Origin of the sequence: Streptomyces sp. Ru71 (genome assembly GCF_002920535.1) — a bacterium.
Classification (GTDB): domain Bacteria; phylum Actinomycetota; class Actinomycetes; order Streptomycetales; family Streptomycetaceae; genus Streptomyces.
This window is the reverse complement of sequence record NZ_PQSS01000037.1, coordinates 1-19538: the sequence shown is the minus strand read 5'-3', so window position 1 is coordinate 19538 and position 19538 is coordinate 1. Positions and strand designations below refer to the sequence as shown.

Genomic DNA, 19538 nt, shown 5'->3' with positions numbered 1-19538 from the left:
TCGGCGGAGGCGATCGCGGGGCGTGGGGACGGCCGAGGCCGGCCGGGATCAGCTGTCGGAGCCGGAGGTCTTCCAGCGGAAGATGCGCCGTTCGGCGAAGGTCAGCAGGCCCTCGGCGAGGAGGGCGACGACGGCGAGGATCACCATGGCCGCGTACACGCCGGCGGCGTTGAAGGTGCCCTGCGACTGGGCGACGAGCAGACCGATGCCCTTGGTCGCGCCGATGTACTCGCCGACGATGGCGCCGATGAGGGCGAAGCCGAAGCTGACGTGCAGGCTGGTGAAGATCCAGGACGTCGCCGACGGGATGACCACCTGGAGGGTCACCCGGCGGTCGCTCGCGCCGAGGACGCGCGCGTTGGCGACGAGGTTGCGGTCGACCTCGCGGGCGCCCTGGAAGGCGTTGAAGAACACCGGGAAGAAGACCAGGACGACGGCGGAGGCGACCTTGGAGGCGGGACCGAGGCCGAACCAGATCACGAAGATCGGCGCGAGGACGATCCTCGGTATCGAGTTGAGCACCTTGATGTACGGACCAAGGACATCGGCGAGGAAGGCGATCCGCCCCAGGGCGATACCGAGGATCACACCGGCGATGACACCGACGACCCATCCCAGGAGCGCCTCGTGCAGCGTGTACCAGATCTGCTCGCCGAGGGAGCCGAGCGCCGTCCCGTGCATGACCCAGGTGTAGATCTGGTCCCAGATCTTCGAGGGCATCGAGAAGTTGAACGGATCGATGACCTTGGCGCGGGAGAGCGCCTCCCACAGTCCGAGCACCGCGACCAGCAGCAGGGCGCGCACGGATGTGACGACGATTTTGCGTCTGCGGGCGGCACGCGCGCGTGAGTGCGCGCGGTCCGGGGCCTTGGCGGTCTCGACGACCGGTGTGCTGAGCACCTCAGGCGACATGAGCGGCACCCCTCTCCCGCGTGATGCGCACCTCTTCGCCGAGGCACTCCCAGATCTCGCGGTAGATCTCCAGGAACCGGGGCTCCAGGCGCACCTGCTCGACCTTGCGGGGCCGGGGCAGGTCGATGTCGAAGACCTGCTTGACGGTGGCCGGGCCGGCCGTCATCACGACCACCTTGTCGGCCAGGGCGATGGACTCCTCCAGGTCGTGGGTGACGAAGACGACGGAGGCGCGCGTGCCCTCCCACAGCTCCAGCAGCTCGTCCGACATCAGGGCCCGGGTCTGCACGTCGAGCGCCGAGAACGGCTCGTCCATGAGCAGGATCTCGGGGTCGTTGACGAAGGTCGCGGCGAGCGCGACCCGCTTGCGCTGGCCTCCGGAGAGCTGGTGCGGATAGCGGTCCTCGAAGGCCGCGAGACCGACCCGGGCCAGCCAGGCGCGGGCCTTCTCCTTCGCCTCGGCCTTGGGCACACCGCGGAAGCGGGGGCCGGCCATGACGTTGGACAGGACCGTGCGCCAGGGGAAGGTGGCGTCCTGCTGGAAGACGAAACCGACCTTGTCGCCGACGCCGCGCACCGGCTCCCCGGCGACCAGAACCTCACCCTCGGAGGGCTCTTCCAGGCCGCTGACCAGCGTCAACGTGGTCGACTTGCCGCAGCCGGTCGGTCCGACGACCGCCACGAACTCGCCCCGCCCTACGACGAGGTCGAGGTCCCGGACAGCCGTGTGCAGGCCGCCGGACGGGGTCCGGAAGGTTTTGCCTGCGCCCCGCAGCTCGATGGCGGGGCTGGTGTCTGTGCTCATGGGCCGGGACCGTAGATGTGGCACGGGCCACAGCAGCAGTCTTGTGAGCACATGCGCTTCTTTTGCTTGCAACAGCCTGTTGTGCTCGTTTTGCTCGCGCTACAACAACGGAGCCGAAACACGGGCGTAACGCCCGCCTGGCCTTGACGGAAAGAGGCCCGATGATTGACGTCCTGGTGGTGGACGACGACTTCCGCGTCGCCGAGATCAACGCCAAGTACGTGGGAAAGGTTCCCGGATTCCGGGTGGCCGCCCGCGCGCACAGCGCTGCGCAGGCCCTGGCCTGCGTCGAGCGCGGCGGGATCGACCTGGTGCTGCTCGACCACTACCTGCCCGACCAGACGGGCCTGCAACTCGTGCACCGGATGCGTGAGCAGGGCCACGGCACCGACGTCATCATGATCACGGCGGCCGGCGACGTGACGACGGTGCAGACAGCGATGCGCCTGGGCGCGCTGCACTACCTGGTGAAACCGTTCACCTTCGCCGCGCTGCGCACCCGGCTGGACTCCTACGCCGCCCTGCGGCGCACCGTGGACCGGGTCGGCGGCCGGGGCATCGCGGGCCAGGAGCAGGTCGACCGCATCTTCGGCGCCCTGCGCACCGCCCCGACACCGTCGTCGTCGCCGGGACTGCCGAGCGGCCACTCGGAGCCCACCACGGACCTGATCTGCTCGGTGCTGCACCGCGCCGACCAGCCCCTGTCGGCCCACGAGGTGGCCGCCCGCACGGGCCTGAGCCGCTCGACCGCCCAGCGCTACCTGCGCCACCTCGAACAGGCCGGACGCCTGCGACTGTCCCTGAAGTACGGCGACACGGGCCGCCCGGAGCACCGGTACGCGTGGGTGGCGCCGTAGCCGTACGGCCCTGACGGCCGCGTGTCCTGCACGGCGCGGCCCTGCGGGCGCCGGCCCTACACGGCGCCCGCTCCCGTCAGGGACCGTACCTCGGTCTCCGCGTGCTTGGCCTTGTCCGGGACCTCCGAGGAGGTGACCGTGCCGAGCCAGCCCGCGAGGAAGCCCAGCGGGATCGAGACCAGGCCGGGGTTCTCCAGCGGGAAGTACTGGAAGTCGACGCCCCGGAAGAGCGAGTTCGGGCTGCCGGAGACCACGGGGGACAGCACGACGAGCACCAGGGCCGGGATCAGCCCTCCGTACACGCCCCACACCGCGCCGCGGGTGGTGAAGCCGCGCCAGAACAGCGAGTAGAGCAGTACCGGCAGGTTCGCGGACGCGGCCACGGCGAACGCGAGCCCCACGAGAAAGGCCACATTGAGATCGCGGGCCAGCAGGCCCAGGGCGATGGCCACCACACCGATGCCCACCGCGGCGGTCCGCGCGACGGCGACCTCGCTGCGCGGCCTGCTCGTGCGGCGCCGCAGTGAGGCGTACAGATCGTGGGCCACGGAGGCGGACGAGGCCAGCGTGATCCCGGCGACCACGGCGAGGATGGTCGCGAAGGCGACGGCGGCGACCACCGCGAACAGCACCGTGCCGCCCGTGGAGTCGGGCCCGCCCCCCAGGTCGAGCGCCAGCAAGGGGACCGCCGTGTTCCCGGCCGCGTTGGACTGCCGCACCGCCCGTGGACCGACGATCGCCGCGGCACCGAACCCGAGGACGATCGTCATCAGGTAGAACCCGCCGATCAGACCGATCGACCAGACCACCGAGCGCCGTGCGGCCCGGGCCGTGGGCACCGTGTAGAAGCGGGACAGGATGTGCGGCAGCCCGGCGGTGCCCAGCACCAGCGCCAGGCCCAGGCTGATGAAGTCGACCCGGGCGGTCCAGTCCGCGCCGTACTTGAGCCCCGGCGCCAGGAACGCCTCACCGTGACCGCTGCGGTCGGCCGCGGTGAGCAGCAGCCGGTCGAAGTCGCCGTGGAAACGGACGAGGACGAGAGCGGTCAGCGCGATGGTGCCGCCCAGCAACAGGACCGCCTTGACGATCTGGATCCAGGTGGTGGCCCGCATCCCTCCCAGCGACACATAGATCACCATCAGTGCACCCACGCCGACGACGGTCCAGATCTGGGCCGCGTCGCCCGTCCGCCCCAGCAGCAGCGCGACCAGGCTGCCCGCGCCCACCATCTGCGCCACCAGATACAGAACGGACACGGTCACGGAGGAAGTTCCCACCGCGATCCGCACGGGCCGCTCCCGCATCCGTGCCGCGACCACGTCGGCGAGCGTGAACCGCCCGCAGTTGCGCACCAGTTCGGCGACCAGGAAGAGCACCACCAGCCACGCCACGAGAAAGCCGACCGAGTACAGCAGCCCGTCGTAGCCGTACAGCGCGATGAGTCCGGAGATGCCGAGGAAGGAGGCGGCCGACATGTAGTCGCCCGCGATGGCAAAACCATTCTCCATCGGGGAGAAGAGCCGCCCGCCCGCGTAGAACTCCTCGGCCGAGCCACGCCGGTGACGGCTCACCCAGGTCGTGATTCCCAGCGTGACCGCCACGAACAGGCTGAACAGCGCCAGCGCGAGCGTCTGGTGGTTGCCGGTCATGCGCCACCGCCTCGGGTTCCCCGGGTCATCTCCTGGGTGTCCCAGCGCAGTTCCAGCGCGGCCCGGTCCCGGCGCAGCCGTGCGTGCCGGGCGTAGGCCCAGGTGAGCAGGAACGTGCTGAGGAACTGCCCGAGCCCCGCGAGCATCGCCACGTTCACCGCGCCCACCACCGGGCGTGCCATCAGGCCCGGCGCGGTCGTCGCCGCCACGACGTACCCGACGTACCAGACGAGGAAACCGGCGACCGCCGGCACCACGAACCTCCGGTACCGGCTGCGGACCTCCTGGAAGGCCGCGCTGCGCTGCACTTCGAGGTAGACGTCGGCCGCGGCCACCTCCTGCCCCTCCCGGCGGGCGGCCGGGACCGCGGCGGCCGCCGGGGAGTCGGCGACCGACTCGCCCCATCCCGAGGCGAGGGCGTCGTACCAGGGGTCGTCGTACCGGCGTCCCTCGGCCGTGCCGGCGGCGGAGGATGCGGGGCGTTCCTGATCCGCGGCGGCACCGTCGGGACCGCCCCCGCGTGGACGACCGTTTCGTGACTGCATGCCCAAGGATGGACAGAACGGGAAGATCCATGACTCTTCTTCCCCCCGCTCTTCACCCCATCAGGTGACTCCTCCCGCCGGTGGCCGTGCCAGGCCCTTGGCGTACGCGTAACGCACCGCTCCCGCCCGGTCCCTGAGCCCCGTCTTGGCGAAGAGGTTGTTGATGTGCGTCTTCACGGTCGCCGTGGACACATGCAGTCTGTGGGCGATCTCCTGGTTGCTGAGGCCTTCCGCGATGAGCAGCAGCACCTCCGTCTCGCGCGCGGTCAGCCCGTCCGGTGCCTCTGCGGGCGTCTGCTTCGGGGGCTCGGGTTCCGACAGCCGCTCCAGCAGGCGCCGTTGGATGCTCGGTGACAGGCCGGCGTCCCCGGACAGCACGCTGTGTACCGCCCGCACGATCTCGTCGCCGCCCGCGTCCTTGGTCAGGTAACCCCGCGCGCCCGCGCGCAGCGCGGGGAACAGGGAGTCGTCGTCGGCGAAGGTGGTCAGGACCACCACCTGGGTCCGCGGATGCTCCGCCCGGATCCGCCGGGTGGCCTCGACGCCGTCGCAGCGGGGCATGCGCAGGTCCATCAGCACCACGTCCGGGTCGAGTTCCGCGACGAGTTTCACCGCCTCGTCCCCGTCCCCCGCCGCGCCGACCACCTCGACGCCCGGCAACAGGCCCAGCAGCATCACGATGCCTTCCCGGACGACGGTCTGATCGTCCGCGACGACGACCCGGGCGGGCGTCGTCGTCCCCTCCCCCTCGGTCATACCGGCACCTTCAACGTCACCACGAAACCTTCCTCACCCGGTCCTGCGTCGAGCGATCCGCCCAGCAGCTCGGCCCGCTCGCGCATCCCCAGCAGACCGTACCCGCCGCCGGACCCGGTGAGCTCGCCCGGTTTCCCGCCCGAGTCCCGTACGTGCAAGGCCACTTCGTGCTCGGTGTAGTCCAGCCGCACCTGGACCTTGGCCCCCGGGGCGTGCTTGCGGACGTTGGTCAGGGCCTCCTGGGCGACCCTGCGCACGGCTTGCGAGGCCTCGGCCGGCAGCGGCCGGCGATCACCCGTGACGGTGACCTCGGCGCCGTCGGTCTGCTGGACGAGCTGTCTGAGGAAGTCCTCGACCGGGGTCAGTTCGCCCCGCAGCGCGGAGAGCGCCTGCCGGGTCTCGGCGAGTCCGTCGCGGGCCATGCCCCGGGCCGCCACGACCCGTTCCAGGATCTGCTCGCGGTCCGCGCCGCGCTCGATGAGCAGCCGGGCCGCCTCCAGGTGCACGAGCTGGGCGGAGAGGCTGTGCGCGAGCACGTCGTGGATCTCCCGGGCGATCCGCGCCCGTTCCGCCAGCGCCGCCGACTCGGCCTCGGCCGCACGGGCGGCTCGCTCCTGGGCGAGCAGCCGCTGGGCGTTGCCGCGGGCCTCGGCGTCCAGTCGCAGGGCGTATCCGCCGAGAGCCAGCCCGGCCGTCGTCACGGCGGTGGTCAGCCACGCGTCGTCGTTGACGGTGGCGTACGCCTGGAAGGAGATCCAGGTGACGGGCAGCGCCGCCGCGAGGGGCAGCCGCTCCAGTGCGGCCACCCCGCAGCCGCACCAGATGACCAGGGCCGGCACCTTGAACGCGGTGGCCTGCGCACCGACCGCCAGCGCGACCAGCAGCAGGACCAGGACGAGCGACGGCCCGAGCCGGTGGGCGAGGGTGGTCCGGAAGAACCCCCAGGCGGCTGCGGTGACCGCCACCACGATCGCCACGGCGGCGGCGATGCCCCAGCCGTGGACGTTGCCGCTGGTGAAGGAGGACCACAGCAGCGCCGAGATCGCGACCACTCTGACCGTCCAGGCGAGCAGGCGTCTGGCCTTCGAGATCCCCTCATGACCGAGGGCCTCCCGGGAGGGCCAGCGCGTCCAGACGTTCTCCGTCACACCCGCTCCTTGTCCGCCCGCCGGATCATGCCGTCACCGTAAGCCGGCACCGGGCCGGTCACCGGGGTGAGGGACTGGGCCCGCGCCACCAGGATCGCGGAGCGGACGAGCAGCGTGCACGCGAGGCCGAGCAGGAGGGCGTGGCTGTCCTGATGGATCCCCAGCGTCGTGCCGAGGGCGATGAGCCCGACTCGAAGGGCGACACCGACGGCCCAGACCGCCCCGCTGGCCTGGGTGCTCCTGCTCCACACTCTGCCGTCGGTCTCCACCCATATGCGGGTGGTCCAGGCCCAGCCGGCGCCTGTCGCCATGGCTATGAGGAGTGCGGCGGCCAGCAGGAACACGGAACGGGCGCGGTGATGGACGTCGATCAGACCCGGCGAGCTCAGCGCCATCGCTCCGAGGACGACGGGCAGCAGCCACCAGCGGCGGTCGGCGCTGACGCGGCGCGCGCCGAACTGGCGCGCGATCACCACAACGGCGACGGCAAGGATCACCAACGCGTTGACGAGCCCGGACATGCAAGCCTCCGTGAGCGGGACGAGGGCCGGCCGCGGGTGCCGCCGACGCCTGTGAAGCTACGGAAAACCGCAGGTGGGACGGATCGGAGCCGGGGTGGAAAGCCGGGTGGAAAACCACGGCCTCGCCTCTCCACCCGAGGGTGGAGAGGCGAGGCCTGGTGAGAACGTCCCGGTGTGGCCGCGCAGTGGCTAGGCGTCGATGCGGGAGCGGTCCAGCGTCGCCGCCGAGCTGGAGATGAACTCCTTGCGGGGCGCCACGTCATTGCCCATGAGCAGGTCGAACACCTGCTCCGCCGCCTCCAGGTCGGTGAGGTTGATCCGGCGCAGGGTGCGGCGGCGCGGGTCCATGGTCGTCTCGGCCAGCTGGTCGGCGTCCATCTCGCCGAGGCCCTTGTAGCGCTGGATGGAGTCCTTGTACCGGATGCCCTTGCTCTGGAACTCCATCAGCTTGTCGCGCAGCTCGCGGTCCGAGTACGTGTAGACGTACTTGTCCTGCCCCTTCTTGGGCTGGACCAGCTCGATGCGGTGCAGCGGCGGCACCGCGGCGAACACCCGGCCCGCCTCGACCATGGGCCGCATGTAGCGGTGGAACAGGGTCAGCAGCAGCGTGCGGATGTGGGAGCCGTCGACATCGGCGTCGGTCATCATGATGATCTTGCCGTAGCGGGCCGCGTCCAGATCGAAGGTCCGCCCGGAGCCGGCTCCTATGACCTGGATGATCGCGCCGCACTCGGCGTTCTTCAGCATGTCGGTCACGGAGGACTTCTGGACGTTGAGGATCTTGCCGCGGATCGGCAGCAGCGCCTGGAACTCGGAGTTGCGGGCGAGCTTGGCCGTACCGAGCGCGGAGTCGCCCTCGACGATGAACAGCTCGCTGCGCTCGACGTCGTCGCTGCGGCAGTCGGCGAGCTTGGCCGGCAGCGAGGAGGACTCCAGAGCCGTCTTTCGGCGCTGGGCGTCCTTGTGCTGCCGTGCGGCGATACGCGTGCGTGCGGCGGCGACGGCCTTCTCCAGGACGACCCTGGCCTGGGCCGCGGCGTCGCGCTTCGTGGACGTCAGGAACGCCTTGAGTTCCTTGCTGATCACGTTGTTCACGATGCGGCGGGCGGCCGAGGTGCCGAGGACCTCCTTGGTCTGGCCCTCGAACTGCGGCTCGGCCAGCCGGACGGTGACCACCGCGGTGAGGCCCTCCAGGGCGTCGTCCTTGACGATGTCGTCCTCGGCGACGCGCAGCAGCTTCTTGGCGCGCAGCACCTCGTTCATCGTCTTGGCGACGGCCTGCTCGAAGCCGGCGACGTGGGTGCCGCCCTTGGGGGTGGCGATGATGTTGACGAAGGACCGGAGCGTCGTGTCGTAACCGGTGCCCCAGCGCATCGCCACGTCGACACCCAGTTCGCGGGTGACCTCCGTGGGCGTCATCTGGCCGTGCTCGTCCAGGACCGGGACGGTCTCCTTGAAGCTGCCCTGGCCGGTGAAGCGCAGCACGTCACAGACCGGCTTGTCGCTCGCCAGGTACTCGCAGAACTCGCTGATGCCGCCGTCGAAGCGGAACGACTCCTCGCCCTTGCTGCCGCCCTCGCCGAGACCGAACTCGTCACGGACGACGATGGTCAGGCCGGGCACCAGGAAGGCGGTCTGCCGGGCACGCTGGTGCAGCGTGTCGAGGGAGAGCTTCGCGTCCTTGAGGAAGATCTGGCGGTCGGCCCAGTAGCGCACGCGCGTGCCGGTGCGCGTCCTGGGGACCTTCTTGGCCTTGCGCATGCCGCCCTTGGCCTCGAACTTCGCGTCCGGGCCCTCACCGGCGAAGGCACCGGGGACGCCGCGCCGGAAGCTGATCGCGTGGGTGTGGCCGCCACGGTCGACCTCGACGTCCAGCCGGGCGGACAGGGCGTTGACGACGGAGGCGCCGACGCCGTGCAGACCGCCGGAGGCCGCGTACGAGCCTCCGCCGAACTTGCCGCCGGCGTGCAGCTTGGTCATGACGACCTCGACACCGGACAGGCCGGTCCTGGGCTCGACGTCCACGGGGATGCCGCGACCGTTGTCGCGCACCTCCACCGAGCCGTCGTCGTGGAGGACCACCTCGATGTGGTCGCAGACGCCCGCGAGCGCCTCGTCCACGGCGTTGTCGATGATCTCCCAGAGGCAGTGCATCAGGCCACGGCTGTCGGTGGACCCGATATACATGCCCGGACGCTTGCGCACGGCCTCAAGCCCTTCGAGGACGAGCAGGTGCCGCGCGGTGTAGTTGGAACCGTCCCGCTCTGCTCCTGCCAGCAGCGCTGTGGACGACACGGACGTCTCGGCGGTCACGCGGTTCGCTCCTCGCTGAATTTCAGATGGGGCCCTGGTGGGTAAGGCCACGGCTTCGGTCACCGCTCAGAGGGTACCGAGGCCTGGTAGAGCCGATGTAACGCCACCCTCGTGCTCCGATCAGACTAGTGCAGAGTCGTATGCTTGTTCGATACCTCGATGGGGTGAAGTGCACATCACGTTCCCTTGGAGGCATGAACCATTTAGGCTCCGGGCACGTCCTCATGAACAAACCGGCAATCCAGCCGGGAGGGCGGAACCATGACCGACAGAGCGAAACCGTAGGACACGACAGACACGCAATACGGCACATTCGCCGCCAACCCGGCAGCACCAGCCGCCTCGGAAAGATTTTTTCGAGGAAAAGCCGCGAGCGGGAACGTTTTGGGGCTGGTTGGATGTTGACCCTGGTACGACAGCTCGTCGAGCTAGAGAAGAGGCGACGTGACTACTGTTCTGACTTCCGCGAGCCCGCTGACGGCCGCTGATCGCTGCGACCGCTGCGGCGCCCAGGCATACCTGCGCGTCGTCCTGCTGAGTGGCGGAGAACTGCTCTTCTGCGCCCACCACGGTCGCAAGTTCGAGCCGGAACTCAAGAAGATCGCCGCTGAGATACAGGACGAGACGGAGCGGCTGACCTCCGTTCCGGCATCCGCCTCCGAAGAAGAGCGCTGACCTGCGCCATCACGACGAGCCAGCTCCGGCACAGGCCGGCGCACGGGCGGTCGTCCCCGCAAGGGGCGGCCGCCCGTCCTCGTCGCGGTACGCGGGACAGCGCGACGGAAGTGGCTCCTGTCCGGACCGTGGCCGCCGGTCTCCGGAGCGGTCCGGTTCTCCTTAAGACGCCTCGGCAGGTCCTTCGCCGAGGCCGAGAGTCCGTACGACATCGGCCACGCGCGTGTACACACCCGGGCTGTCGGCTCTCCCGCAGCCGCTCCCCCAGGACACCAGGCCGATCAGTCGGCCCCCGGCGACCAGTGGGCCTCCGCTGTCGCCCTGGCAGGCGTCCCTGCCTCCTGACTGGTCCCCGGCACAGACCATGCTCTGCGCCATGTACGTGCCGTCGCCGCTGCCCGGGTAGGCCCGCTCGCACAGCGTGTCCGACAGGACGTGCACGGGTGCGGCCCGCAGGCTGGCGGCATAGTCCCCGGCCCCTGTGACATCGCCCCAGCCGTACACCATCGCGTGCGTGCCGGGGGTGTACGCCGGATCGCCGTCGGCGGCCATCGCGATCGCGGCGCCGCCGGGCAGCGGCTGGGAAAGGGTGAGCACCGCGAAGTCGCCGGCGTTGCTGGCGGCGTCGTAGCCCGGGTTCACCCAGGTCTCGCGGACCGGGATCTCGCTGCCCTCGTCCGACAACAGATGCGTGCGGCCGGCGATGACCTTGAAGTCCCGCAGCCGCTCGGGCGGCCCGCCCAGGACGTCCTCGCCGAGGCAGTGAGCCGCCGTGAGCACCGTGCTGGGCCCGATCGCCACTCCTCCGCAGAACTGGCCCGCCCGCGTACCCCCGAACCGGTCACGGCTGGACAGCGCCACCGTCCAGGGGCTCTGGGCGACGTCGACGGGGAACCCCCCGACCACCACACTGTCGGCGGACGCGGGGGCGGCGGTCACCAGCGGTATCGTCCCTGCGGCGGCCGCCAGTACCAGCGGCCTGATCAACGCGCGGGCAATGGAACGACGCATGCATGCTCCTCACTCCGGGGTCGTCATGGAACACCCAGAGTGATCCAGCACCGGGCCGCCCGCACCCGCTGGCCCATGCCGAAGGCCCGGCCCCCTCTCGGGGAGCCGGGCCTTGGGCGTCGTAGGACCGCGACCTAGTCGAGGTAGTCGCGCAGCACCTGGGAACGGGACGGGTGGCGCAGCTTCGACATGGTCTTGGACTCGATCTGGCGGATGCGCTCACGCGTCACGCCGTACACCTTGCCGATCTCGTCGAGGGTCTTCGGCTGACCGTCGGTGAGACCGAAGCGCATGGAGACCACACCGGCCTCGCGCTCGGACAGGGTGTCGAGGACGGAGTGCAGCTGCTCCTGGAGCAGCGTGAAGCTGACGGCGTCGGCCGGCACGACCGCCTCGGAGTCCTCGATCAGGTCACCGAACTCGCTGTCGCCGTCCTCGCCCAGCGGGGTGTGCAGCGAGATGGGCTCGCGGCCGTACTTCTGGACCTCGATGACCTTCTCCGGGGTCATGTCGAGCTCCTTGGCCAGCTCCTCCGGGGTGGGCTCGCGGCCCAGGTCCTGGAGCATCTGGCGCTGCACACGGGCGAGCTTGTTGATGACCTCGACCATGTGCACCGGGATACGGATGGTGCGGGCCTGGTCGGCCATGGCGCGGGTGATCGCCTGACGGATCCACCAGGTGGCGTACGTGGAGAACTTGTAGCCCTTGGTGTAGTCGAACTTCTCGACCGCGCGGATCAGACCGAGGTTACCCTCCTGGATGAGGTCCAGGAAGAGCATGCCGCGGCCGGTGTAGCGCTTGGCCAGGGAGACCACCAGACGGAGGTTGGCCTCCAGGAGGTGGTTCTTGGCGCGGCGGCCGTCCTCGGCGATGATCTCCAGCTCGCGCTTGAGCTTCGGGGCGAGCTTGTCGGAGTTCGCCAGCTTGTCCTCGGCGAACAGACCCGCCTCGATGCGCTTGGCGAGCTCGACCTCCTGCTCGGCGTTGAGCAGGGGGACCTTGCCGATCTGCTTCAGGTAGTCCTTGACCGGGTCGGCGGTGGCGCCGGCCGCGGCGACCTGCTGCGCGGGCGCGTCGTCCTCGTCCTCGTCGGAGAGGACGAAGCCGGCGCTCTCGGCACCCTCGGGCTCGTCGCCGACCTTGGTTTCCTCAAGGACCTCGTCCTCAAGCAGCTCGACGTCGTCCTTCTTGGCCGCCGTCTTCTTGGCCGCCGTCTTCTTGGCGGGCGCGGCCTTCTTGGCCGCCGCGGCCTTCTTGGCGGGAGCGGCCTTCTTCGCCGCGGCCTTCTTGGCGGGAGCGGCTTCCTCGGCGGGGTCGGTTGCGGGGTCGGCCGGTGCCGCCGGGGCGGCTGCGGTGGTGGCGGTGGCCTTGCGGGTGGTCACCGTCTTCGCCGCGACCGTCCTGCTGGCGGTGCGCTTGGCCGGAGTCTTCGCTGCGACGCTCTTTCGGGTGCGCTTGGGCTCTGCGGCACTGACCATCAGCGTCACACCCTCTTCCTCGAGGATCTGGTTGAGGCTGCGCAGTACGTTCTTCCACTGAGTGGCCGGGATCTGGTCAGCTTCGAAGGCCCGACGCACATCGTCGCCGGCGATCTGCCCCTCAGCCTTTCCCCGCTCGATGAGCGCCATGACAGAGACGGACTCGGCAATCTCCGGCGGGAGCGTACGGGATGTGCTGGCCGACACGAACAACCTCTCGGAACGTTGGAAAACGGCTTCCGGCCCCGTCCACTGCGGACAGGAGCCGACCACCGGCTTGGGAATGGGCCGACGGCGCGGGCGGGCGCCGGGAAGATGCACAGCGCCATGAACGGCGTCCGTATTCCCTCCGCGGCTGTCACCTATTAGGTCATCGCGTTGTTTCCATGAGCGTTACGCCCAATCTTCGTGGCCCGAGTCACACCCCGTAAGCGTCCAAAAGCGGTCAGACACGGGCACATATGGTCACCGGTACCCGTGGACCGGGAGCCGAATCCCCTTGCCGCACGGGTCCACGGACCCGCCGAGGGTCTGCGGTCCCGCCATGGTCCCTACGATCCCGCCCTTGGCCTGCCCTCCCGCGAAGCGCCGGCCGCCCACCCCGCCGGGTCGATCCGGCGGCCGGGGGGGGCTTCCTAGGCGGCGCCCGGTCTTCCCATCGGATTCCGCGAGCCTTCAGCGCCCGACTCCGCGGAACCCCTCACCGCCGGACCCCGCGGATCTTGTCCGGAGCCGCGGGGTCCGGCGGGTGGCGACGACCGGGCGGGGGATGCCGCAGGAGGGGGGCGGCATCCCCCGGCCGTGCCGTCCGCGGAACGCGGTCAGTGTTCGCGCGGTGCGGGCACCACGCGCTCCACCTCGGGGTGGACGGTGAGCAGCTGCCGCATGGCCGACTCGGCCCCCGCGCCGTCCCCCGTGGCGAGGGCGTCGACGATCCTCCCGTGCAGCGCCAGCGACGCCTCGTTCGGCCGGTCACAACCGGTCACCGGACCACCGGAGACCTGAAGCGCCGCGGAGACGATCCCTGAGAGGTGCTCCAGCATGCGGTTGCCCGCGACCTGGATGAGGAGCGTGTGGTACTCGGCGTCCGCGCGGGAGAAGGTCAGCGCGTCACCCTGCGCCATGGCGTGCCCCATGATCTCGACCATGTCGGCCAGCCGCTGCTGGACCTCCTCGCGACCGTGCCCGGCGGCGAGGCGCGCGGCCAGCGGCTCGATCGTCCACCGCAGCTCGCTCAGCTCACGGCGCTGGTCGTCACGCTGCGGCCCGAAGGCACGCCACTCGATGATGTCCGGATCGAGCAGGTTCCAGTCGCTGACGGGGCGCACGCGCGTGCCGACGTTCGGACGGGCGCTGACCAGTCCCTTGGCCTCCAGGACGCGGAGTGACTCGCGGACGACGGTGCGGGAGACCTCGAAGCGCTGGCCGATCTCCTCGGGCACCAGCGGGCGGTCGGCACCCAGGTCACCGGAGACGATCATCTGTCCCAGCTGCTGGACGAGCTGGCCGTGCAGTCCGCGGCCGCGGCTGCCCGTGGCCCGCCGGCCCACCCGGCCCAGCTCGGGGTCCGCTCCTTCCCAGGCGGGTGCGCCGACGCGGTCGGCGGGAGCCTCGGCGTAGGGGTAGCGGTCGAGTTCGCCCGGGCCGGCGAGGCCGGAGTCGGCGGAGCGGGCGGTGGTCATCATGGTGTGCGCAAGGGTACTCACGGATTCCTTTCTCGGCGCTGCCCTCAACTCCCTTGAGGGCTTTGGTGAAAAGCACACGAAAGGGTGATCGCTCACCCCGTCGCAATTGACGCCTTATCGGAAAGAAATGGGCTTCCCCCGGGGGAGTTGTGCACATGACGTGTACAGACACGCACGGACGGTCGTCATCGGACCCGGCTGCGCAGGTTCGTGAGCAGATATGCGCAGAGCAGAGCCGTGAGCGACAACGTCAGCGCCCCGCCGACAGGTTGGGCGATCATGCGCACGGCGGCGAACAGATAGCGCTCTCCACCGAAGGGCCACTGGCCCAGAAACACCTCGCGGATCCGTGCGGACAGCCCGGCGACCGCTCGCACGGACGCCCCCGCGACGGCCTGGTGTACGAGGGGTACGACGACGACCGGTACCGCTACCACGGCGGCCAGCCCGGCCGTCGTGGACCGGAACACCCCGGCGGCCAGGACCCCGGCCCACGCGCACCCGACGACGAGCCCGGCCCAACTCGCCGCCAGCACAAGCCAGTCCCCGGGAACTTTCGTGAGCTCCCGCCCGTAGAACAGGTAGAGCATCTCGGCGTCGCAGCCCACGGAGAGGAAGGCCAGCGCCAGCGCCGTGGCCGCGGAGACGAGAAGCTTGGCCGTGAGCAGCCCCAGCCGGCGGGGCACGGTGCCGCGGTCCGCCGCCAGGGCGGGGTGGCGGAATTCGTCACCGAACGCCAGCGCGCCCAGCAGCCCCGCCCCGAGCGCGGCGGGCGGCAACGGCAGCTCCCGCGGCCACGCGGCGAGCAACCGGTGCTGCGGAGTGTGCCCGATACGAGCCAGGAGTACGGCTGTGATTGCGGAGGTGATCAGCACGAGAGCACAGGTGACGAAACCGGTGCTGATACCCGCGGCACGCCGTAGCTCGTAGCGGAGCGGGCGCAGGGGGCTGGGCGCCGGGCGGACGGAGATGGGGGGGTGGGAGGGGAGGGAGGGGGGCCCGATCCCCCGGTGCGCCGTGCCGCCCGTGGTCGCCGCTGCCGACCGCCTCGCCGTCACCGCCGGGTGTTTCGTCGACGCGCGGCTGGTCATCAGCGGGCGGCGGCGTCTCGGGGTGCGTGGGCTGGTCGGTGGCCTCGGCGTCCGCGAGCACGGCTTCGCCTGCGCGCTGCCCGCTGTCACCTGCCGCCCGGTTCACCTCGACGCCTACGGCCGTGACGGCGTCATCGGCCCCCGCGCACGCCCCCTCGCCCGCGCCGGGGCCCATGTCACCGGTCTCGTCGGCGAGTTGGTGGACGAGGATGCCGTGCCGGAAGGCGATCTCGCCGACCTCGGCGCAGGAGCTGCCGTACACCGAGAGCCGGTTGCCCGCCTCGGGCACGACCTCGACGGAGCGCCTTGCCGTACGGGCCTCCTTGGTGAGCAGGGCCGCCAGACGGGGGGCATGCGGGCTGCGGACGGCGACCCGGGGCCGCAGCCGGGTCCTGGCGAAGACCGCGGCGTCCTGGTCGGCGACGACCCTGCCCTCTTGCAGGGTGACGACCCGGTCGGCGGTACGCGCGGCCTCCTTGGGGTCGGCGGTGGTGAGCAGGACCGTGCCGCCCTGGGCCGTGTGCGCGCGCAGCATGTCGTGCAGCCAGCGGCTCTCACGGGCGGAGAGGCCTTCGGTGGGGTTGTCGAGGACGAGGGTGTGCGGGTCGGCCAGCAGCGCGCAGGCCAGACCGAGCCGGCGGTCCATGCCTCGTGAGAGGGCACCGAGGCGTTCGTCGCGCAGGCCTGCGAGGCCGACGGCTTCGAGGACTTCGTCGGCCCGGCGCACGGGAACGCCGGCTGCCGCGCACAGCAGGCGCAGATGCCCCCGGATCGTGCGGGAGGGGTGTCCGGGGACATCGCCCAGCAGCACTCCCACCTCTCGGGACGGATGGGCGATGCGGTGCAGCGGACGGCCCCTGAAGTAGGTGATGCCACGGCCCTGTTGGAGTTCGAGCATCAGTCTCAGCACCGTGGTCTTGCCTGCGCCGGGTACACCCAGCAGCGTGGTGACGCGACCCGCGTGCGCCTCGAAGGAGACGTCGTCGACGGCGGGCGGAAGGTCCTTGCGCGGATTGCTGGTCAGTCCGAAGGCCTGGATCACCTGCAGCAAGATAGCGTGCTATTTCGGGTTTTTCGGGCATCAATCGGGCGCGTTCGGACACCACTCTTCCTGCTCGGCATCGGATGGCGCAGAGGCTCAGACCTCGGGGCGCAGCATCGGCGGGTTGAGGAGGGTCGCGCCGCCCGCGCGGAAGAGCTGTGCCGGGCGGCCGCCCTGGCGGGTGGTGGTGCCGCCCGTGGGGACCAGGAAGCCCGGCGTGCCCGTCACCTTGCGATGGAAGTTGCGCGGGTCCAGGGCGACGCCCCACACCGCCTCGTAGACCCGGCGCAGCTCGCCGACGGTGAACTCGGGCGGGCAGAACGCCGTGGCCAGCGACGAGTATTCGATCTTGGAGCGGGCACGCTCGACGCCGTCCGAGAGGATCTGCGCGTGGTCGAAGGCGAGGGGTGCGACCGGCTCCCCGTCGCGGCCGTAGCCGCCCTGCTGCAGCAGCTCCTCGACCGGGGCCCAGCGTGCGTTGCTGGCGTCGCCGCCCGCCCGGGGCGCGGGCAGGTCGGGGGCGAGCACGAGGTGGGCGACGCTGACCACTCGCATGCGCGGGTCGCGCTTGGGATCGCCGTAGGTGGCGAGCTGCTCCAGGTGGGCGCCGCCGTCCTGAGCCGGGACCGACGGGTCGTGCACCCGCAGACCGGTCTCCTCGGCCAGTTCGCGCTCGGCGGCCTGCGCCAGATCCTCGTCGGCCCGTACGAAGCCGCCGGGGAGCGCCCACCGTCCCTGGAACGGCGCCTCGCCCCTGCGTACCGCCAGCGCGCACAGGGCGTGACGGCGCACGGTCAGCACGACCAGGTCCACGGTGACGGCGAAGGGCGGAAAGGCTGACGGGTCGTAGGGCATGCGGCGATCATAGTCGTCTGCCTGACGATAAACACGCCCTTCACCGGCCGGTTCGGTGGCTGATCCACTTCGCTGCGCCGTGCGGTGCGGCGTGTGCGGGTCTCCCTTCCGTTCTGTGTCCTGACTGCCGGTGGTTTGTCCCGTCCACCGAGGTCAGGATGGCGGGCGCGGTGGCGGGACGGCGTTCCGAGGCGCCTCGGGGCGTGGTGCGGAGCGGGCCGGGTCAGGAACGCAGCTGCAGTCCGTCGGCCGCCTCCTCCACCATGGCGAGGCCGAGGCGGCTGATCCGCACGGAGAAGGGGGCGTCGGCGACTCTGAGTCCCGTCAGCACGATCTCGCCCAGCGGGGCACTGCGCATCGGCCGCAGGGTCACCGTGCCGGCCGCCGCGTCGGGGCGGATGCCGGCGAGTGTGGTGAGCAGCAGCACCCCTGCGGCGGCCGCGGTCGCGGCCGGGCGACAAGCGGCCGGATGCGGCAGCGGGAGCCGGCCCTCGGCGCGCTGCTCACCGCCGTACATCTCGGGCAGCCGGTGCCCGAAGGCCTCCGCCGCCGTCAGGGTTCCGCGCAGCAGGCCGCCCGCCTCCTTCTCGTAGCCGGCCGCAGCCAGACCGGCCACAGCCACCGCCGTCTCATGGACCCGTACGGCACCACTGCGGTGACCGAACGGGTTGTAGCCGGCTTCCTTCGCCGACAAGCCGCGCAGGCCCCAGCCCGAGTCCAGGGCGGGACCGCCGAGCAGCCGGGCGAGCTGTTCGGTCTGGACTCGGTCCAGCAGCCCGGGCGCCTGCTCTCCTCCGCCGAGCAGACCGGTGTCGAGGAGGTGAGCCGCGGCCGCTCCCAGGTTCGTGACCAGGCGGCCGTCCGGAGCACGGGCGGCAGCCGGGCGTCCGCCGCCCGGATCGTCCGCCCAGAACTCCGTCCGGAAGGCGCCGCGCAAGGCCGCCGCCCATTGCCGCAGTTCGTCGGCGCCCGGTCTGCCGTGGGCGTCGAGCAGGTCGGCGCCGAGGAGAGCCGCGCGGTGGGCGTGGGCCTGCGTCTCGCAGCGAGCCGGCGCACCGTGCTGTGGATCGCGCAGAAAGGTGCCGTCGCCCACGGTCCGGCGCAGCCAGGCCAGGCAGCGTTCGGCCGCGGGCATCAGCGCTTCCGCCTGCTGGTGCGGCAGGCCCCAGCGACGGGCCTCCGCGAGCAGGGCGGGGAAGAGCAGGGTGGCCTCCGTGCCCGTGCAGCTCGGTGGGAGGTGGGGGCCCGCGTCCCTGCGCGGGCCGGGGATCATCCCGTATGTGGGCCCTTTGGCGGTGACTTGGGTGCGGGCGAGGACGCGCAGCGTGCCGGCGGCCAGCCGCGTACCCAGGGGCAACGCCATGCGGGCCGCGGCGAACGCTTCGGCCGGGGCAAGCCCGCAGCGCCAGGGTGCGCCGGCCGCGAGATAGGTGTCGCCCGGGTGCGCCGGGTCCCGCAGCAGAAGCGCCCCCAGATCTTCGACGCTGGTACGCAGCAACGCCTGCGCCCGCGCGTCGTCACCGCCGGCGTGGGCGGGTGCGAGCGGGCTCGTCGCCGTGCGGCCCGCGGCGCGGACGGGGCCCGCGCCGTCCGGCCGGACGCGCAGCTCCACGGTCGCGGTGTCCCCTGGGCGCAGTTCGAGGTCCCACCGCAGGAGTCCCGCCGAGGCCAGCGCGTCGGAGGGTGGCGGCTCGGCCGTGACCGAGCAGGAGCCGGACGGGGAGGTCCAGCGCAGGCCGGAGTCGTGGACGCTGGCGGGAAGTTCGGGTCCGGCGTCGCCCGAGGCGATGGCCGCCAGGTCCGCCAGGTCCGTGCCGAGGGCCACCTCCAGCGGCAGCCGCAGCGGACGCGGAGCAGTGCTGAGCAGGGTGATCCGCTCGGTGCCGTCCGCGCAGCGGGTCCGTTCGACGACGATGTCCGGGTCCGGGCCGCTGTGCGGGGAGGCGCGCAGAGTCGCCATGAAGCGCGCCGAGTCTGCGGAGGTCATCCGGGCCTGCACGGTGAGCGGTTCCCGGCCGGCGATCCGGATCTGGCAGCGGGACAGCAGGCGCCGGCCGGCACGGTAGATGCCGTCCAGCCCGCGCCCGGTGAGCTGCCCGTCCTGCGAGATCGCGAGCCCTGGCAGGGCGACGCAGATCAGGCTGCTGTGGACGGCGGGCAGTTCGACAGGCCGTCGTGGACCGGCGAGACGGGCG

15 protein-coding genes and 1 pseudogene are annotated in these 19538 nt (G+C 71.2%); 2 read left to right on the top strand and 14 right to left on the bottom strand.

Features of this window, described 5'->3' with window-relative positions; genetic code table 11:
• Positions 1-48: 48 nt before the first annotated feature.
• Together C3489_RS21710 and C3489_RS21705 are read right to left on the bottom strand one after the other, a co-directional pair.
• Positions 49-912 (bottom strand): ABC transporter permease, encoded by an 864-nt coding sequence (locus C3489_RS21710; protein WP_103783738.1) that lies wholly within the window; start codon positions 910-912, stop codon positions 49-51.
• The gene (locus C3489_RS21705) at positions 902-1717 is read right to left on the bottom strand and encodes an ABC transporter ATP-binding protein (RefSeq protein WP_103783690.1); all 816 of its coding nucleotides are present in this window, start codon (positions 1715-1717) and stop codon (positions 902-904) included. The genes C3489_RS21710 and C3489_RS21705 overlap by 11 nt, the downstream gene beginning before the upstream one ends.
• Before the next feature lie 161 nt (positions 1718-1878).
• On the opposite strand from C3489_RS21705, the gene C3489_RS21700 reads away from it, so the two are divergent.
• Positions 1879-2574 (top strand): response regulator, encoded by a 696-nt coding sequence (locus C3489_RS21700; protein ID WP_103783689.1) that lies wholly within the window; start codon positions 1879-1881, stop codon positions 2572-2574.
• Between the two features lie 56 nt (positions 2575-2630).
• Here C3489_RS21700 and C3489_RS21695 read toward each other — a convergent pair whose 3' ends face one another.
• From C3489_RS21695 to C3489_RS21670, 6 genes are all read right to left on the bottom strand, one after another.
• Positions 2631-4223 carry a cation acetate symporter gene (locus C3489_RS21695; RefSeq protein WP_103783688.1) on the bottom strand — a complete coding sequence of 531 codons (1593 nt, stop codon included), beginning with the start codon at positions 4221-4223 and terminating at the stop codon, positions 2631-2633.
• Positions 4220-4768 (bottom strand): DUF485 domain-containing protein, encoded by a 549-nt coding sequence (locus tag C3489_RS21690; RefSeq protein ID WP_103783687.1) that lies wholly within the window; start codon positions 4766-4768, stop codon positions 4220-4222. Before C3489_RS21690 ends, C3489_RS21695 begins: the two co-directional genes overlap by 4 nt.
• A gap of 60 nt (positions 4769-4828) precedes the next feature.
• Positions 4829-5524 carry a response regulator transcription factor gene (locus tag C3489_RS21685; RefSeq protein ID WP_103783686.1) on the bottom strand — a complete coding sequence of 232 codons (696 nt, stop codon included), beginning with the start codon at positions 5522-5524 and terminating at the stop codon, positions 4829-4831.
• Positions 5521-6672, bottom strand: a complete 1152-nt coding sequence (locus C3489_RS21680; protein WP_103783685.1) for a sensor histidine kinase — start codon at positions 6670-6672, stop codon at positions 5521-5523. The genes C3489_RS21685 and C3489_RS21680 overlap by 4 nt, the downstream gene beginning before the upstream one ends.
• Positions 6669-7193, bottom strand: coding sequence for a DUF1453 domain-containing protein (locus C3489_RS21675; RefSeq protein ID WP_103783684.1), 525 nt, complete (start codon positions 7191-7193; stop codon positions 6669-6671). Before C3489_RS21675 ends, C3489_RS21680 begins: the two co-directional genes overlap by 4 nt.
• Positions 7194-7382: 189 nt before the next feature.
• Entirely contained in the window at positions 7383-9506 is a 2124-nt protein-coding gene (locus tag C3489_RS21670) for a type IIA DNA topoisomerase subunit B (RefSeq protein ID WP_103783683.1), read from the bottom strand.
• Between the two features lie 444 nt (positions 9507-9950).
• On the opposite strand from C3489_RS21670, the gene C3489_RS21665 reads away from it, so the two are divergent.
• Positions 9951-10181 carry a hypothetical protein gene (locus C3489_RS21665; protein ID WP_103783682.1) on the top strand — a complete coding sequence of 77 codons (231 nt, stop codon included), beginning with the start codon at positions 9951-9953 and terminating at the stop codon, positions 10179-10181.
• 162 nt (positions 10182-10343) lie between these two features.
• Here C3489_RS21665 and C3489_RS21660 read toward each other — a convergent pair whose 3' ends face one another.
• The 6 genes and pseudogenes from C3489_RS21660 to C3489_RS21635 form a co-directional block, all read right to left on the bottom strand.
• Positions 10344-11192, bottom strand: a complete 849-nt coding sequence (locus C3489_RS21660) for a trypsin-like serine protease (RefSeq protein WP_103783681.1) — start codon at positions 11190-11192, stop codon at positions 10344-10346.
• 134 nt (positions 11193-11326) lie between these two features.
• Positions 11327-12877, bottom strand: a complete 1551-nt coding sequence (locus C3489_RS21655; protein WP_103783737.1) for an RNA polymerase sigma factor — start codon at positions 12875-12877, stop codon at positions 11327-11329.
• Positions 12878-13491: 614 nt separating this feature from the next.
• Positions 13492-14376, bottom strand: a complete 885-nt coding sequence (locus C3489_RS21650) for a FadR/GntR family transcriptional regulator (RefSeq protein WP_103783680.1) — start codon at positions 14374-14376, stop codon at positions 13492-13494.
• A gap of 164 nt (positions 14377-14540) precedes the next feature.
• A pseudogene (locus tag C3489_RS21645) lies at positions 14541-16488 on the bottom strand (ATP-binding cassette domain-containing protein).
• A 96-nt stretch (positions 16489-16584) separates the two neighbouring features.
• Positions 16585-17343, bottom strand: coding sequence for an NUDIX domain-containing protein (locus tag C3489_RS21640; RefSeq protein WP_103783679.1), 759 nt, complete (start codon positions 17341-17343; stop codon positions 16585-16587).
• 223 nt (positions 17344-17566) lie between these two features.
• Entirely contained in the window at positions 17567-19480 is a 1914-nt protein-coding gene (locus C3489_RS21635; RefSeq protein WP_181139780.1) for a glycogen debranching N-terminal domain-containing protein, read from the bottom strand.
• Between the last annotated feature and the right edge of the window lie 58 nt (positions 19481-19538).